Source organism: Bacillus sp. Marseille-P3661 (genome assembly GCF_900240995.1).
Classification (GTDB): domain Bacteria; phylum Bacillota; class Bacilli; order Bacillales; family Bacillaceae_J; genus OESV01.
On sequence record NZ_LT965953.1, the window covers coordinates 817668 to 833824 of the forward strand.

13 protein-coding genes and 1 other annotated feature are annotated in these 16157 nt (G+C 36.6%); of the genes, 9 read left to right on the top strand and 4 right to left on the bottom strand.

Features of this window, described 5'->3' with window-relative positions:
• Positions 1-15 precede the first annotated feature (15 nt).
• Positions 16-501: a LiaI-LiaF-like domain-containing protein gene (locus C1724_RS03665; protein WP_102345371.1), complete on the bottom strand. Its 486-nt coding sequence runs from the start codon at positions 499-501 to the stop codon at positions 16-18.
• Positions 502-768: 267 nt separating this feature from the next.
• On the opposite strand from C1724_RS03665, the gene hemA reads away from it, so the two are divergent.
• The 9 genes from hemA to C1724_RS03720 all read left to right on the top strand — a co-directional run bounded on the left by hemA (position 769) and on the right by C1724_RS03720 (position 13224).
• Positions 769-2130: a glutamyl-tRNA reductase gene (gene hemA / locus C1724_RS03670; RefSeq protein WP_102345372.1), complete on the top strand. Its 1362-nt coding sequence runs from the start codon at positions 769-771 to the stop codon at positions 2128-2130.
• Positions 2131-2159: 29 nt separating this feature from the next.
• Positions 2160-2990 (top strand): cytochrome c biogenesis protein, encoded by an 831-nt coding sequence (locus C1724_RS03675; protein WP_102345373.1) that lies wholly within the window; start codon positions 2160-2162, stop codon positions 2988-2990.
• 54 nt (positions 2991-3044) lie between these two features.
• Positions 3045-3983, top strand: a complete 939-nt coding sequence (gene hemC, locus C1724_RS03680) for a hydroxymethylbilane synthase (RefSeq protein WP_102345374.1) — start codon at positions 3045-3047, stop codon at positions 3981-3983.
• Positions 3983-4777, top strand: a complete 795-nt coding sequence (locus C1724_RS03685) for a uroporphyrinogen-III synthase (protein ID WP_102345375.1) — start codon at positions 3983-3985, stop codon at positions 4775-4777. The genes hemC and C1724_RS03685 overlap by 1 nt, the downstream gene beginning before the upstream one ends.
• A gap of 1 nt (position 4778) precedes the next feature.
• The gene (gene hemB / locus C1724_RS03690; RefSeq protein ID WP_102345376.1) at positions 4779-5759 is read left to right on the top strand and encodes a porphobilinogen synthase; all 981 of its coding nucleotides are present in this window, start codon (positions 4779-4781) and stop codon (positions 5757-5759) included.
• 24 nt (positions 5760-5783) lie between these two features.
• Entirely contained in the window at positions 5784-7076 is a 1293-nt protein-coding gene (gene hemL / locus C1724_RS03695) for a glutamate-1-semialdehyde 2,1-aminomutase (RefSeq protein WP_102345377.1), read from the top strand.
• Between the two features lie 275 nt (positions 7077-7351).
• Positions 7352-8629: a stage VI sporulation protein D gene (gene spoVID / locus C1724_RS03700; protein ID WP_102345378.1), complete on the top strand. Its 1278-nt coding sequence runs from the start codon at positions 7352-7354 to the stop codon at positions 8627-8629.
• Between the two features lie 117 nt (positions 8630-8746).
• Positions 8747-9772, top strand: coding sequence for a spore coat protein YsxE (gene ysxE, locus C1724_RS03705; protein WP_102345379.1), 1026 nt, complete (start codon positions 8747-8749; stop codon positions 9770-9772).
• Positions 9773-10178: 406 nt separating this feature from the next.
• Positions 10179-10527, top strand: a binding site (T-box leader).
• A 51-nt stretch (positions 10528-10578) separates the two neighbouring features.
• Positions 10579-13224, top strand: a complete 2646-nt coding sequence (locus C1724_RS03720) for a valine--tRNA ligase (protein WP_102345382.1) — start codon at positions 10579-10581, stop codon at positions 13222-13224.
• Between the two features lie 450 nt (positions 13225-13674).
• Here the strand turns inward: C1724_RS03720 and C1724_RS03730 are convergent, their stop codons facing one another.
• From C1724_RS03730 to C1724_RS03740, 3 genes are all read right to left on the bottom strand, one after another.
• Positions 13675-14532, bottom strand: a complete 858-nt coding sequence (locus C1724_RS03730) for an ATP-grasp domain-containing protein (RefSeq protein WP_102345384.1) — start codon at positions 14530-14532, stop codon at positions 13675-13677.
• A gap of 66 nt (positions 14533-14598) precedes the next feature.
• Entirely contained in the window at positions 14599-15498 is a 900-nt protein-coding gene (locus C1724_RS03735; protein WP_102345385.1) for an ATP-grasp domain-containing protein, read from the bottom strand.
• On the bottom strand, positions 15491-16156 hold the full coding sequence (locus C1724_RS03740) for a hypothetical protein (RefSeq protein WP_102345386.1): 666 nt from the start codon (positions 16154-16156) through the stop codon (positions 15491-15493). Before C1724_RS03740 ends, C1724_RS03735 begins: the two co-directional genes overlap by 8 nt.
• Position 16157 lies beyond the last annotated feature (1 nt).

A 16157-nucleotide genomic window follows, 5' to 3' on the forward strand; every position in this document is an offset into this window, starting at 1 on the left:
CTTGCGCTTTTCTAATTACTTCTTTTTGAAGAATAAAAGGTATACACCGGCTATAATGAGTGCAACCGGCCAAAAGCTCTCTACCCAACCAATAATATCTCCTATATAACTCATCCAGCCAATTATTCCATCATAAAATAATCCTAATAATGATATGATTAGTAAGATAATACCTGGAACAATACCGCTTTTCGTTTTTTGATGGCGAACTATAAAAGCAATTCCAACGATAAGTGTATAAACAGACCAATGATCAGGCCAAAAATTAAATAACTCTTTGGCATGAAAGTGAGCGCCAAGGCCTGTTAGAATAATACCTGGAAGTATACTCGAATGCTCTTTTGAAAGATAGGCTTGAAAAAGAAATGCAATCCCGATAATAATTAATAGAGTTGGCCAAGTAAACATACTTTTCATGATGGGCAGTTTTAATTGATCAGCCAAAAAATAAATCCCAACTCCAATTAACAGAATACCAGGAAAAATGCTTTGTCCCTTCATCTGGAAAACAACACGCTCCTGTTAATAAAGTTTCACGGCTTGATTACTTTCCTATTAATTTGTTAAGATAATTGTAGAACTATGACGTAATTTGGGTATATTATTAAAAATAGTGATTTATATACATGATAACATAATGGTTTCATATTTCGTTCACATTTTTTTTAAGTAAACGAACAGATATATGTTATTATATGCTTAATGGTTTATATCGTCATAATAATTTAAGTCTTTGTAACTAGATAATATATCGGGGTGGGAGTATTAATGTATATAGTAGTAGTAGGTTTAAATTATAAAACGGCCCCTGTGGAAATAAGAGAAAAGTTAACCTTTGATCCTTCAACTTTAAGGGATGCACATATAAGGCTGCGTGAACAAAAAAGTATTTTAGAAAATGTTATTGTTTCCACTTGTAATCGTACGGAAATTTATGCTGTTGTTGATCAACTTCATACTGGTCGTTATTATATTAAAGCATTTTTAGCAGAATGGTTCGGACTTGAAATGGATGAGTTTACACCGTTTTTATCGATCTTTGAAAATGATCAGGCTATTGAACACTTGTTTCGTGTATCCTGTGGTCTAAATTCAATGGTCTTAGGAGAAACTCAAATATTAGGACAAGTAAGGGATAGCTTCTTATTAGCACAAGAGGTAAAAACGACCGGTACTGTGTTTAATGAATTATTTAAGCAAGGTATCACTCTAGCTAAAAAAGGTCATAGTGAGACTGAGATAGGTGAAAATGCTGTATCAGTAAGTTATGCAGCGGTTGAGCTTGCTAAGAAAATTTTTGGTAGTCTAAAAAATAAACATGTAGTTATTCTTGGAGCTGGTAAGATGGGGGAATTAGCAGCTAAGAATCTACATGGTAGTGGTGCGGTCAATATTACAGTTCTAAACAGAACATTTGAAAAAGCAATTGCATTAGCTGAGCGTTTTAACGGCAAGGCGCGAACAATTGAACAGCTTAATCAATCATTGATAGATGCTGATATATTAATTAGTTCAACAGGTTCAAAGGATTTTGTTATTACAAAACAAATGATGGCTCGGGTTGAAAAGCAAAGGAAAGGCAGACCCCTTTTCATGGTTGATATAGCTGTACCACGTGACCTTGATCCAGAGTTAGATCAACTCGAGAGTGTATTTTTATATGATATCGATGATTTACAAGGTATCGTAGATGCAAACATCGCAGAACGTCAAAAAGCTGCTGAACAAATCGGCATTATGATCGAAGAGCAAATTGTGTTATTTAAAAATTGGTTAGGGACGTTAGGTGTAGTGCCGATTATCTCAGCACTTCGAAACAAAGCATTGGCGATTCAAGCTGAAACGATGAGCAGCATTGAGCGTAAAATGCCAAATTTAACAGAACGTGAGCGAAAGGTATTAAACAAGCATACAAAGAGTATCATTAATCAAATTTTAAAGGAGCCGATTAATTCTGCTAAAGAATTAGCGGCAGAACCAAATGCAGAAGAATCGTTAAAGCTGTTTATGAAAATTTTTGAGATCGAGGATGCTGTAGAAGAAGAAATTGATGCTCAACGAAAGCAAGAAAAAGTTGTTGTTCCCATTGAACGGGAAAAATCGTGGGCATACTCAATGAAAAATGCTTAAAACGCCGTTCCTAGAGGGGATTCGACGGAATGAATAACTTACAAATAGGTTGGATTTATGATTTAACGATTATTCTATATGCATGCAGTGTCTTAGGATATTTCATAGACTTTTTACAGAACAACCGGAAGGCCAATCAAATTGCCTTCTGGTTGCTTTCTATTGTTTGGGGTTTACAAACGTTTTTCTTTACTGCGCAAATAATAGAAATGGGTCGTTTTCCTGTGTTAAATATGATGGAAGGGCTTTATTTTTATGCGTGGGTTCTCGTTACATTTTCTCTTGTTATTAATAAATTTTTTCGAGTGGACTTTTTAGTTTTTTTTACTACCGTTTTAGGATTTATTATAATGACATTGCACTTGTTTGCCCCGGTAGAAAGTAAGTCTGCTGTTCTGGCAGAACGACTTATATCTGAGTTGTTATTTATCCACATCACGATTGCTATTCTTTCATATGGTGCTTTTACTCTCTCAGCTGTTTTTTCCATCATGTATTTACTTCAATATAAAATGATTAAGAAAAAGCAATGGGGAACACGTTTGCGTCGTTTTGGTGATTTAACATTATTAGATCGACTTTCTTATAGTTTAAATATGGGCGGAGTGCCTATGCTATTAATATCACTAATTTTGGGTATTGTTTGGGCGTATATTCAATTAGAATCTTTCTGGTCTGATGCAAAAGTTATCGGTTCTTTTACCGTTTTAATTGCATATAGCAGCTATCTCTATTTAAGAGTTGCTAAAGAAATACAAGGAAGGAGCATCGCTTTTTGGAATCTTTGTGCTTTTCTTGTCTTACTCATTAATTTTTTCTTATTTGGAAGTCTATCCCGTTTTCACTTTTGGTACGGTTAATATATTACACATTGTCCCTCAATACATATATACATTCTTGGAGGTAAAAACTGAATGCGCAAAATCATCGTAGGTTCTAGACAAAGTAAATTAGCACTAACACAGACTAACTGGTTTATTGAGCAAATGAAAAGCCTTGGCTTACCTTTTGAATTTGAAGTAAAAAAAATCGTGACTAAAGGCGATAAAATTCTTGATGTTACTCTTTCAAAAGTAGGCGGAAAAGGGCTTTTTGTAAAAGAAATCGAACAAGCTATGTTTGATAAGGAAATAGATATGGCTGTTCATAGTATGAAAGATATGCCTGCTGTTTTACCTGAAGGATTAACAATTGGCTGTATTCCTGTAAGAAAGGATCATCGGGATGCATTTATTTCTAATAATCATGTAAAGCTTAAAGATCTTCCTGCAGGTTCAGTAATAGGTACAAGTAGTTTAAGACGTGGTGCACAAATTTTGGCTTATCGCTCTGATCTTGAAATAAAATGGATACGTGGAAATATTGATACTAGATTAGCTAAACTTCAGGATCCAAATGAAGGGTTTGACGCGATTCTTTTAGCTGCTGCAGGTTTAGCGCGGATGGGCTGGTCAGATGATGTTGTAACTGAATTTCTAGATATTGACGTATGTGTCCCAGCTGTTGGGCAAGGGGCTTTATCGATTGAATGTCGTGAGGGTGACCATGAGCTTTTAGATCTTTTAAGTAAATTACAAGATGCAAACACTGCTGCTACAGTTGAAGCGGAACGCGCTTTCCTTCATAAAATGGAAGGTGGCTGCCAAGTGCCGATTGCCGGTTATGCTGAAAAATTGGCTAATGGTGAAATCAAACTAATTGCTCTTGTAGGTTCACCGGATGGGAAGACAATATTGAAAGAAGAGTTGCGTGGAACAGATGCGAAAGCATTGGGTGAAAAAGCGGCTCAGCTGTTAACAGATAGAGGTGCAAAGGATATCATTGAACAAGTGAAAAAGGAGTTAGATCAATAATGTCTGGTGAAGGCTTTCTTCAAGGAAAGCGCATTTTAGTTACACGAGCTAAAGAACAGGCAAGCTCCCTTTCAAAAAAAATTAAAGAGCATGAAGGCTATCCAATAGAAATACCATTAATTAAATTTCAAGCTCCCGCAAATATAGAAGTTGTAGAAAAAACTTTAAAGAATTTAGCATCTTACGATTGGGTCGTGCTAACTAGTACGAATGGGGTCAACTATTTCTTCAGCTACTTTGAACAGTTTAATATACGTTTACCCGAAACGAACCGACCACAAATCGCTGTGGTCGGTAAAAAAACGTACCAAGCATTAGAAAATAAAGGGATTAAAGCAAACTTGGTTCCCGAAGCATATGTTGCTGAAAGCTTATTTGAAGAAATGAAAGCTGTAGTGAGACCTAATGATAAAGTGCTTTTAGCAAGAGGTAATCTTGCGCGAACATTTTTACTTGAACAGCTAAAAGATCTTGGAATTAAAACAGATGATTTAGTTATTTATGAAACGGTCATTAATAAAGAGGAACAAACAAATCTATTAAAACTATTAAAAAATAACTTGATTGATATTATTACCTTCACAAGCTCTAGTACCGTAACATATTTTCTAGATTTATTAAACGGTACAGATTGGAAGGAGTACATAAAAGATATTACATTTGCATGTATTGGACCGATCACTGAAAATACCGCCTTGAAGGCAGGTATAAAACCGCAAATTGTCGCCACAGATTATACGATTGATGGGTTGGTAACCGCTATAACCAAGTACTTAAATAAAGGAGAAAGTTAGTATGGAAAACTTAAATTTTAAACGCCATCGCCGCCTTCGCGCAACCACTACGATGAGATCGATTGTTCGTGAAACTTTTTTACGAAAAGAAGATTTAATTTATCCGCTATTTGTTATTGAAGGTGAAAATATAAAAAATGAAGTGCAATCGATGCCTGGTGTTTTTCAATTATCACTTGATCTATTAAATGAGGAAGTTGATTCAGTTGTTGAGTTAGGAATTCCAGCCGTTATTCTATTCGGTATACCTGCTGAAAAGGATGACGTCGGTACTGGCGCATACTGTGATCACGGTATTGTACAAATTGCAACTCGACAAATTAAAGAAAAATATCCGGACTTAATTGTAATTGCTGATACTTGTTTATGTGAATTTACGGATCATGGACACTGTGGTGTTATAGAAAACGGCCAAGTGTTAAACGATCCAAGCTTACAACTACTAGCTGATGCAGCTGTTAGTCAAGCAAAAGCGGGAGCGGATATTATTGCACCATCTAATATGATGGACGGATTTGTTGCTGCTATTAGGAAAGGATTGGATGAAGCTGGTTTTGATCATATTCCAATCATGTCCTATGCAGTAAAATACGCGTCGGCATTTTATGGCCCATTCCGTGATGCAGCAGGAAGCGCACCGCAATTTGGTGACCGTAAAACATATCAAATGGATCCAGCTAACCGTTTAGAGGCGTTAAGAGAGGCACAATCTGATCTTGAAGAAGGTGCGGATTTCTTAATGGTTAAACCTGCATTATCTTATATGGATATTATTCGTGAAGTTAAAGACCGTTTTAACGCGCCAATGGTTGCTTATAATGTTAGTGGCGAGTACGCTATGGTAAAGGCTGCAGCGCAGAATGGTTGGATTGATGAAAAAACGATAGTTCTTGAACTGCTAACAAGTATGAAACGTGCTGGGGCAGACTTGATTATTACATATTTTGCAAAAGATGTAGCAAATTGGCTTAATGAACGTTAATCATTGAATAAGGAGTTGCGTAAAATGAGAAGCTTTGAAAAATCGAAAGCTGCTTATAAAGAAGCTGTACGAATGATGCCTGGTGGTGTAAACAGCCCTGTTAGAGCATTTAGGTCGGTTCAAATGGATCCTATTTTCATGGAACGTGGAAAAGGTTCTAAGATTTATGATATAGATGGAAATGACTATATTGATTATGTGCTATCTTGGGGGCCTTTAATTTTAGGACATGCACATGATGATGTAGTAGAGGCACTTAAAAAGGTAACTGAAAATGGTACAAGTTTCGGTGCACCTACTGAGATTGAAAGTAAATTAGCACAGCTTGTTATAGACCGCGTACCATCAATCGAAGTGATTCGCATGGTAAACTCAGGCACAGAAGCGACGATGAGTGCACTTCGCTTAGCACGTGGATTTACAGGTCGTAACTTAATTATGAAGTTCGAAGGCTGTTATCACGGCCATGGTGATTCCTTATTAATAAAAGCAGGATCTGGTGTAGCTACATTAGGGTTACCGGATAGTCCTGGTGTACCTGAATCAATTGCTAAAAATACGATTACTGTACCATACAATGATCTTGAAAGTGTTCAATATGCTTTTGATCAATACGGAAAAGATATTGCAGCTGTCATTGTAGAACCGGTCGCGGGGAATATGGGCTTTGTTCAACCGCTGCCAGGTTTCTTAGAAGGTTTGCGTGAAATTACTGAAAAAAATGGGTCATTATTAATATTTGATGAAGTGATGACAGGTTTTCGTATAGGCTATAATTGTGCGCAAGGACATTTTAATGTAACACCTGATCTGACTTGTCTAGGAAAAGTAATTGGTGGAGGATTACCTGTAGGTGCATACGGCGGTAAGGCAGAAATTATGAATCAAATTGCGCCTAGCGGCTCGATTTATCAAGCAGGTACATTATCAGGCAATCCGTTAGCAATGACTGCAGGCTATGAAACGTTATCTAGATTAACACCTGAAACCTATGCTGATTTTGATAGAAAAACAGTTCGCTTAACTGAAGGTCTTGCAAAAGCAGCTGAAAAGTATGATATTCCACATCAAGTAGGACGGTTAGGAGCTATGCTCGGTTTCTTCTTTACAAACGAGAAAATAGTGAATTTTGAAACGGCGAAGACATCTGATGTTGCTTTATTTGCTAGATATTATCGTGAAATGATTGAACGAGGTGTATTTCTGCCCCCTTCACAATTTGAAGCATATTTCCTATCTACTGTTCATACTGACGAAGATATTGAAAAAACAATTGCAGCAGCAGAGGAGAGCTTTGCAGCTATCTGTGCTGAATAATATATTTATAGTTAAAACAGCCACAAATCCTAGTGATTCGTGGCTGTTTTTTTGATGTTTGCATTTCGTAAAGGATCGGATTATAAAAGTGTTCATTAAGCATTTAGCTTGAAATTTTAATAAATTGGCATAAATCATGGAATATCTTCATAAATCTGTAGTGTCATAGTTAATTTATAATTTGTGGATTCGAAAAGTATGGTGACTAAATGGCGACAACAGGAATGTTCAGCTACTTTTTGAATATCCTCTAAATAAGAAGGGGGAGGAGTTCATTGACATTAAATGAAACGTCTTCGATACGTTTTTCGGTAGAAGAATCAGTATGGTTTAAAAAGGGACAGGAAGTATCGAATTTGATATCTATGTCGCTAGATCCAGAGATTTCTGTACAAGAACATGAAGATTATATATCAATACGAGGGGCTTTAGTACTGACAGGGGAGTATTATCCGAGCGAAACCCAGGAATCTGAACAAGAAGATATTTCGTTTCGTGAATTTTCTGCAGTCAGAACTGTAGATGAGGTGATTGAAAACGAAGGTGGCGTGAATAACATTAACCACCGTTTTCCAGTAGATATAACAATACCTGCTAATCGTATAAAGAGTCTTGATGAAGTATTTGTACTAGTAGAATCATTTGATTATGAAATCCCTAATCAGGGTCAGCTCCAATTAACTGCAGATCTTTCGATAAGTGGAATTATTAATGAAAGAGTAAGTAATCAGGCAGAACCTGAAAGTCATGAAAATGAAACCGTCGTAGCTGAATCGGCTTCAGAAACTGAACCAGAATGGGAAGAACCGATTTTGACACCAGCTTCAGCCCATAGGGAAATTAATGCTGCTGAAGATGAGCCGGAAGCAGACACAGAAGTGGCAGAGGAGAAATTTGCAACTTTTTTTAGTGAAGCAAGAAAAGACCCTATTGAAGACGAGCAGGAAAGCCAGGAAATTAGTGTAACAAAGTCAGATGCGTATACACTTATTAATGAATCTGAATCAACTAATGAAATCAAAGAGGAATTAGAAGTTGCCACGGCAAGGGAAGAAGAACAACAAGAACCACAGCAACAGGAGATTCAGGAAGAAGAACAGCAAGAAGAGCCAATTGTTCAATCACGTTCCGAGCTGGTTGAAGAAGAGGTAGAGGTAGCTCCGGCTGTTGCACCGTCACCTCAGATAGAGATGAAAGGACGCCGTTCAGAGGATGATAGCTTTGGCTGGAATCCAAGTTCATTATATTCTGGCAAAGCATCAAAGGACTCAGAGGAAGACAATGATGACCCTAGTGCTGAAGAACAACAGCAACAATACCGTCCACGTCATAGGTCCGAAAATGCATTGTATTTAACAAAGATGCTCGCTAGCGGCGAGGAGGATTTCTCAAAATTAAGAATGCGAATTGTACAAAATGGTGAAACCCTTGGCAGTATTGCAGAAAGTTATGATGTATCACCAAATCAAATCATCCGCATGAATGGATTAGAGGATGATGTTATAGAAGAAGGACAAATCCTTTATATTCCTGAATATGCAGGTGTCGAATAATTTGTAAAGTATTAATGAAAGGAGGGCTTCCACATACGCGGAAGCCCACTTCTTTTGAAAGTTAGTTATTCCAAATCGGAATCAAAAGTTAATTTATATTAGTGAGGTGATCCAACAATGCAAGGATTGGATCCATATAATAAACTATTAACACCTTATCAAATTGATCCCCATTATGTTGAGGATTATGGGAAAATAAAAAAAGTATTTGCTAACCAAGGAACATTTGCATTAAAGCAAACCAAGCTAACAGATGAACAACGCTATTATTTTAATAATACATTTAAAGTATTAAATGAAAAGGGATATCGGCAGGTGGTGCCGATTTATCCCACAAAGCAGGGAGAATTATTATTAAATAGAAACGGTTATGACTATTACCTAATGCCCTGGATTGAATCAGCTCGTTCGAGTATAGGTGAAATACATGAGGATTTATTAAAAGAAATTGCTCGTATTCATACTTTGACTACAATTAAAGAAAAAATTAAGCAAGAGCATATTCAAAACTTTTATGAGAAGTCAAAATATGAAATTGAAAAAAGAAAATTAGATTACGAAAAATTTATTGATAGATGTGAACAACATGTATATATGTCACCTTTTGAGTTGTTATATTGCACCTATTTCATTCAGTTGATGAACATGGAAGAGGGGGCGCTTAGACAATTAGAGGATTGGTATGAATTAGCTAAGGAAAAGAAAACAGACCGGTTTGTGATTTGCCACGGCAATCTTGCTCCAAGTCATGTTTTATATGATGAAAATGGTCAGAGCTATCTTACTAACTTTGAACGAACATACAGTGCATCACCTATTTATGATTTGTTAACCTTTTTCAGAAAAATGTTTAATAGCTTTCCGCAGCCGTTATCGAATGCACACAATTTATATTTTCATTATAATAGGTTTCATAAATTGACCGAAGATGAACAACAACTATTATTTTATTATTTATCATCAACGAAAAAAGTTCATAAGCATATCGTCCGCTATCAATCTAGTCCGACAAAATCAGAACAAGCCCAAGTGGTTGCGCTGCAGCGTGCAATTTGGCAGGTTCAAATGGGGTCATCATTTGTTTATCAGTTAAGTCAAGCAATTGAGCAGGCTAAAAATCAAGATAATGAAAATCCCACTTAGGATCATTCTAAGTGGGGATTTTTTATATCCAATGTAAATAAAAAGCAATATATAGTAGGATAAGTATTGAAAGTAATATGACGTCAAACGTTGTTGGTAATAATAATGTACGGATGGTTTGAAAAACAACGAGTGGTAGGAGACACTGTTCTATAACCAACAAACAGGTTCTACACCATGGAGGTAAACGAAATCTGTAAAAACGGCTCAAAGTAGAACACCTCCCTTTTTAGGATTAAGGGCTATTATTAAATGTATGGTAATAACTAACAACAGGTGCTTGTATTTCTTATTTCTTCTATTTTTATGATTAAATTTTTGAAAATATGTCGATACTATTGACGATTTTATGTTTGTATAGGTAAACTATTGTAGTACATAATTTAAGTGTGATTATTATTAAGAGTAAAAAGCATTGATAGGGAAGAGTACGACGAGAAAGCCTTTAGAGAGAGGAACTACGAGCTGAAAAGTTTCTTAGGAACGTCCCGTTGGAAGGTCGCCCTTGAGCTGTTTTTCTGAACAAGTTTTTAGTAGGAAAAACCGGAACAGTCCGTTATCTGTTTGAGTGTATAGGAATAGAAGAAAGCAAGATTGCATCGTACGATTATTGAAAATTAATCGTTGTGTAATTGTGCTTTGCTACATTTACTTTTTTTGCTGGATTTTAGGTTTAGGAAAAAAAGCGAAAATAGGTGTGGAATTTCCTATAAAAAAAGGTGGTACCGCGAAATCAAACTTCTTTCGTCCTTTTATGGATAAAGGAGTTTTTTTTAATGCCCAAAAAGGTCAACGAGGAGGAAATTATGAGTAATCAAGAAATTAACTTATCAACGAAATATGATCCAAAAGCCGTTGAAGAAAATCGTTATCAATGGTGGCTAGATGGAAAATTTTTTGAAGCTAAAAATGATGAAACAAAACAACCTTATACAATTGTTATTCCACCGCCGAACGTAACTGGTAAATTGCATTTAGGACATGCATGGGATACAACGCTCCAAGATATATTAACACGTATGAAAAGAATGCAGGGCTATGATGTATTATGGCTGCCGGGAATGGACCATGCAGGTATCGCGACCCAAGCCAAAGTTGAAGCGAAACTGCGTGAGGAAGGTGTATCACGTTATGATTTAGGTCGTGAGAAATTCCTAGAAAAGTCTTGGGAATGGAAGCATGAGTATGCAGAGTTTATTCGCAAGCAATGGTCAAAGCTTGGCTTAGGTTTAGATTATAGTCGTGAACGTTTTACATTAGATGAAGGGCTATCAAAGGCTGTGCGTGAGGTTTTTGTAAAGCTTTACGAAAAAGGATTAATCTATCGCGGTGAATATATTATTAACTGGGATCCGCAAACAAAAACAGCGCTATCTGACATTGAGGTTATTTATAAAGATGTTCAAGGTGCCTTTTATCATATGAACTATCCATTAACAGATGGATCAGGTTCAATTGAGGTTGCCACAACACGTCCAGAAACCATGCTTGGGGATACAGCGGTTGCGGTACATCCAGAAGATGAGCGTTATAAGCATTTAATTGGAAAAACAGTTAAGTTACCAATCGTTGGTCGTGAAATTCCAATTGTTGCGGATGATTATGTAGACATGGAATTTGGATCTGGTGCTGTAAAGATTACGCCTGCGCATGATCCTAACGATTTTGAATTGGGTAACCGTCATAATCTAGAGCGTGTACTAGTTATGAATGAAGACGGCACAATGAATGAAAATGCTGACGAATATCAAGGTTTAGACCGCTTTGCTTGTCGCAAGCAAATTGTTAAAGATCTTCAAGAGCAAGGTGTGCTGTTTAAAATTGAAGAGCATATGCATTCAGTTGGTCATTCAGAACGCAGCGGTGCTGTTGTTGAGCCGTATCTATCCACACAATGGTTTGTTAATATGCAACCATTAGCTGATGCAGCAATTGAACTGCAAAAAGCTGAAGAAAAAGTTAACTTTGTTCCAGAGCGCTTTGAAAAAACGTATCTACACTGGCTAGAGAACATTCGTGATTGGTGTATTTCTCGTCAGCTTTGGTGGGGCCACCGTATTCCTGCTTGGTATCATAAAGAAACAGGCGAGGTGTATGTAGGTCATGAGGCACCTGCTGATGAGGAAAATTGGGAGCAAGATCAAGATGTTCTTGATACTTGGTTTAGCTCTGCGCTATGGCCGTTCTCAACAATGGGCTGGCCGGATGTAGACGCTGAAGACTTTAAACGTTACTATCCAACAGATGCATTAGTAACAGGCTATGATATTATTTTCTTCTGGGTATCTCGCATGATTTTCCAAGGCCTTGAATTTACAGAACAACGCCCATTTAAAGATGTATTGATTCATGGTCTTGTTCGTGATGCTGAAGGACGTAAAATGAGTAAATCACTTGGCAATGGTGTGGACCCAATGGATGTGATTGAAAAGTATGGTGCAGACTCATTACGTTACTTCCTATCAACAGGGAGCTCTCCTGGTCAAGATTTACGTTTTGTCTGGGAAAAGGTTGAATCAACGTGGAACTTTGCTAATAAAATATGGAATGCGTCCCGTTTCGCGCTAATGAACATGAATGGTATGACATATGATGAATTAGATCTAAGCGGTGAAAAGTCTGTGGCCGATAAATGGATTCTTACTCGTCTGAATGAAACGATTGATTCAGTTACAAAAATGGCTGACAAGTATGAATTTGGTGAAGTGGGTCGTGTGCTTTATAACTTTATTTGGGATGATGTATGTGACTGGTATATCGAAATGGCGAAACTTCCGCTTTATGGTGAAGATGAGGCTGCTAAGAAAACTACTCGCTCTGTTCTTGCGTATGTACTCGATAACACTATGCGTTTATTACATCCTTTCATGCCGTTTATTACAGAAGAAATTTGGCAAGCATTGCCGCATCAAGGCGAATCGATTACAGTTACAAGCTGGCCTGTAGTACGTCCTGAATTTACGGACCAAGATGCAGCTGAAGAAATGCGTTTACTAGTAGATATAATTCGCTCTGTACGTAATATTCGTGCTGAAGTGAATACACCAATGAGTAAGCAAATTAAACTTCGTATTAAAGCTAAAAATGATGATATTCAAGCTAAACTTGAAAAGAATCGCCATTATATACAGCGTTTCTGTAATCCAAGTGAATTAACGATTGCAACTGAAATTAATGGCGATGAAAAAGCAATGACAGCCGTTGTAACGGGCGCAGAGTTGTCTTTACCACTCGAAGGGCTAATTAATATGGAAGAAGAGATCGCTCGTCTCCAAAAAGAATTAGAAAAGTTAAATGCTGAAGTAGACCGCGTTCAAAAGAAATTGAACAACGAAAAATTCACGGCTAAAGCACCGGCACAAGTCGTCGAAGAAGAACGTAAAAAAGAACAAGACTACCTTGAAAAACGTGCAACGGTTGAAACAAGAATTAAAGAATTGCAAAATCTATAAGTTATAGGGAAGGCTGTCCGAATAGGGGCAGCCTTCTTCGTGTTTTGTGGTGAAATTTATCGTAATTTTGAGCGTATAAATGAGAAACGTTATTAGTTGCAGATATATTTTAAAATTGGAAGATATTTTTATATAAAGAGTAATGTATGGTGTTTAGGATGCTGGTAGGCACTCTTCAAATTGCTCAGATTCAGTAGAAGAAGGCAACATATTAATGAGAACTGTTATTAGTTGCAGATATATCTCAAAAGTGGACGATATCGATACGAAAGTGGCAGATATAATGAAAAAGTGGCAGATATATTAAGAACTGCTGAAATGCACGCTGCGAAGAATGCTAAAATCGCCGTATATACCTGTAATAAACAGGCAGATACCATTCATCATAGAAAAGATGCACAAGTTCCCGATAGGAAATAGAAAAAACCGAGCAAATATTGCCCGGTTTTATTAAATATTCTTTAAAATAAACTCCAAATACAGCCTAACAACATTAATAGATGAAACATGGCTTAACGTCCGACTGCCAACTACATCTTCAATTTCATTTAGCAGCAGCTTTCCATCTTGGTCAAATAAAAAGTCAATCCCTACAAAGCCGAAGTCTAATTTAGAGATAATAGTTTGAACTAACACCATTTCCTCGTTAGAAAGCGAATATAAGGTTGCATCTCCTCCTAACGTAAAATTAGCTTTAAAATGTGTTTCTGAATGTCTTAAGACAGCACCAACAATTTCACTACCAATGACAAACACTCGCAAATCTTTACCTAACACTGGAGCCGGTTTTTGAATAATAATTTCGTGATGTTGAATTAAAAAGTTGTGTGGTTGAAGGTCAGCTGCATTGTTAATCCAATACACCTGTTGCCCGCCGCGGCCCTTTACTTCTTTCAAGATATACGGAAATTCAAATGGAACCTTTGATAATTCAAATGCTCCTGGCTCAAAAAAGAGGGTATCAACCATCGGGATGCTATATTCTAAAAAGTATTGATGTGTTTTTGCTTTGTTATTACAAATCTCTGCGACTACTGAATTATTAAATACTGCAATTCCTAACTGTTCGAGCTGTTTATTTAAGCGAGGATTAATAGCACGTACAATTGCGAATTCTGGATGGTCAATAGTTTTACCATGGTAATAAATAATTGGTTGATTAGCACGAATCCCAATTACTAAATCCTCTCTTAAAAGCAGTTTCAGTGTGACTCCAAGACTATCAGCTTCTGTAATCATCCAGTCTATAAAAGCATGGTTGCGTTTTGCATCATTTTTATAATAAATTAGCCAACCGGTTTTTTTCATAGCACTTTTAATGCCAAAATACTCTATTTGAAAGGGTACCTTGACCTTTTCTCCTTTCGAATAACATTAATACTTTAAGTCATTTAAAATATAATCAATCATAAACTCTGCAACATCGACGCCGGTGCAATCGTAAATATTGCGAATATGTGCGTTAGAATTTACTTCGCATACAATTGGCTGATCATCTTCACCAAATAAAAGATCGATGCCTGCAAAATCAGTGCCAATTATTTGTGAACATTTGATTGCTAAATCTATTTCAGTTTGGGTAGGATTATATGGCTGCATTACTCCGCCATTACTCACATTTGCTCTGAAATCATTATCAGACGTACGCAGCATAGCGGTGACAACTCGGTCTCCGACGACATTTAAACGTATATCCTTACCATAGCTTGATTTGATTAATTCCTGAAATACAAACGGAATGCTACCTAGCTCTTTCACTTTTTGCAACAGCTCTTCATAATCATGGATAAGATAAACTTGTTGCCCAAATGAACCGAATACCTCTTTAATAACAAGTGGAAAGCCTATTTCCTCAGCTATATAGTTATAGGGGCTAAAGTCGACAACGTTTAGGCCATCAAATATTTTCGGTGCGATAATTGTTTTTGGCATCGATATACCGTGGTCCATTAACTTTTGATATGTTAATGCTTTATTATCACATATTTCAATAGAATCTGAGCTGTTGTACACTTTAATGTTCATTTGTTCTAAGTGTCGTGCTAGGTGAATATCTTTATCGCCAAAAATAACAAAGTCAGGACGATGATCGGCATAAGGTCCTTTTATTGTCGGTTTATTATCTTCGATTGTAATAATTAGTTCATTATTTTTTATAATTTCGGTATGTATTCCACGTGATTGTGCAACACGGTCTACCCATGTACCAAAGTCGAGGAATTTTCCAGAAGTTAAATTTCCATTGTAAATAATCCAGCAAACCATATTAGTCATTTAGAGCAGTTCCCTTCGTAATTAAAAGATTGACTATGTTCTGTAAACTGTTAAGTACGTTTAAAAAGTTTTTTTCACCATTTTCAAGATTTAATAGCTCCCAATTTATTTCGATTTGTATGCAGCTTATGCCACATAACCTCGCAACTGTTGAGGAAACTGTATTAGGATTACCTGCAGTGAACAGTTGATCTACTATAACAGGCTGTATATCATATTGCTGGAACACCTTAGTTAATTCTTCAATGGAAAGATCACCCTTGGCGATGTTTTTTCCTTTGCCTGTTCCGATTTCAATTGAAGCAGGTCTTTTTGAACTCATAATATGTACATCTATTAGGAAATTAATTTGTTCGTTCTGAATACAGTGAACAAGTGCATCCTTGTATGGATTGGATTCATCAAAATTCGCATCATCTTGCATGTTTTTTGTTTTATAAGCGGCAAAACAATTCGTTTGTTGATGAATGAGCTGCACAAGCACCCCTGTTAAAAATTCTCCCATTTTTGGTTTACCTTTTCTAAGCTGTGGTACGCTATGTGGGGCAGATAGCATAATTGGGTGAGTACCTTTTTCAATTATAAAAGGTATATGGTCAAACGCTTCTTTAATAAATTTTTGTTCCATGTACTGAATTTGGTTTATTGTTATATCCATA

Excerpts from the sequence above, each read along its gene's own strand:
- C1724_RS03665 (WP_102345371.1), bottom strand. The coding sequence starts at position 501 with ATGAAGGGACAAAGCATTTTTCCTGGTATTCTGTTAATTGGAGTTGGG.
- hemA (WP_102345372.1), top strand. The coding sequence starts at position 769 with ATGTATATAGTAGTAGTAGGTTTAAATTATAAAACGGCCCCTGTGGAA.
- C1724_RS03675 (WP_102345373.1), top strand. The coding sequence starts at position 2,160 with ATGAATAACTTACAAATAGGTTGGATTTATGATTTAACGATTATTCTA.
- hemC (WP_102345374.1), top strand. The coding sequence starts at position 3,045 with ATGCGCAAAATCATCGTAGGTTCTAGACAAAGTAAATTAGCACTAACA.
- C1724_RS03685 (WP_102345375.1), top strand. The coding sequence starts at position 3,983 with ATGTCTGGTGAAGGCTTTCTTCAAGGAAAGCGCATTTTAGTTACACGA.
- hemB (WP_102345376.1), top strand. The coding sequence starts at position 4,779 with ATGGAAAACTTAAATTTTAAACGCCATCGCCGCCTTCGCGCAACCACT.
- hemL (WP_102345377.1), top strand. The coding sequence starts at position 5,784 with ATGAGAAGCTTTGAAAAATCGAAAGCTGCTTATAAAGAAGCTGTACGA.
- ysxE (WP_102345379.1), top strand. The coding sequence starts at position 8,747 with ATGCAAGGATTGGATCCATATAATAAACTATTAACACCTTATCAAATT.
- C1724_RS03720 (WP_102345382.1), top strand. The coding sequence starts at position 10,579 with ATGAGTAATCAAGAAATTAACTTATCAACGAAATATGATCCAAAAGCC.
- C1724_RS03730 (WP_102345384.1), bottom strand. The coding sequence starts at position 14,532 with ATGAAAAAAACCGGTTGGCTAATTTATTATAAAAATGATGCAAAACGC.
- C1724_RS03735 (WP_102345385.1), bottom strand. The coding sequence starts at position 15,498 with ATGACTAATATGGTTTGCTGGATTATTTACAATGGAAATTTAACTTCT.
- C1724_RS03740 (WP_102345386.1), bottom strand. The coding sequence starts at position 16,156 with ATGGATATAACAATAAACCAAATTCAGTACATGGAACAAAAATTTATT.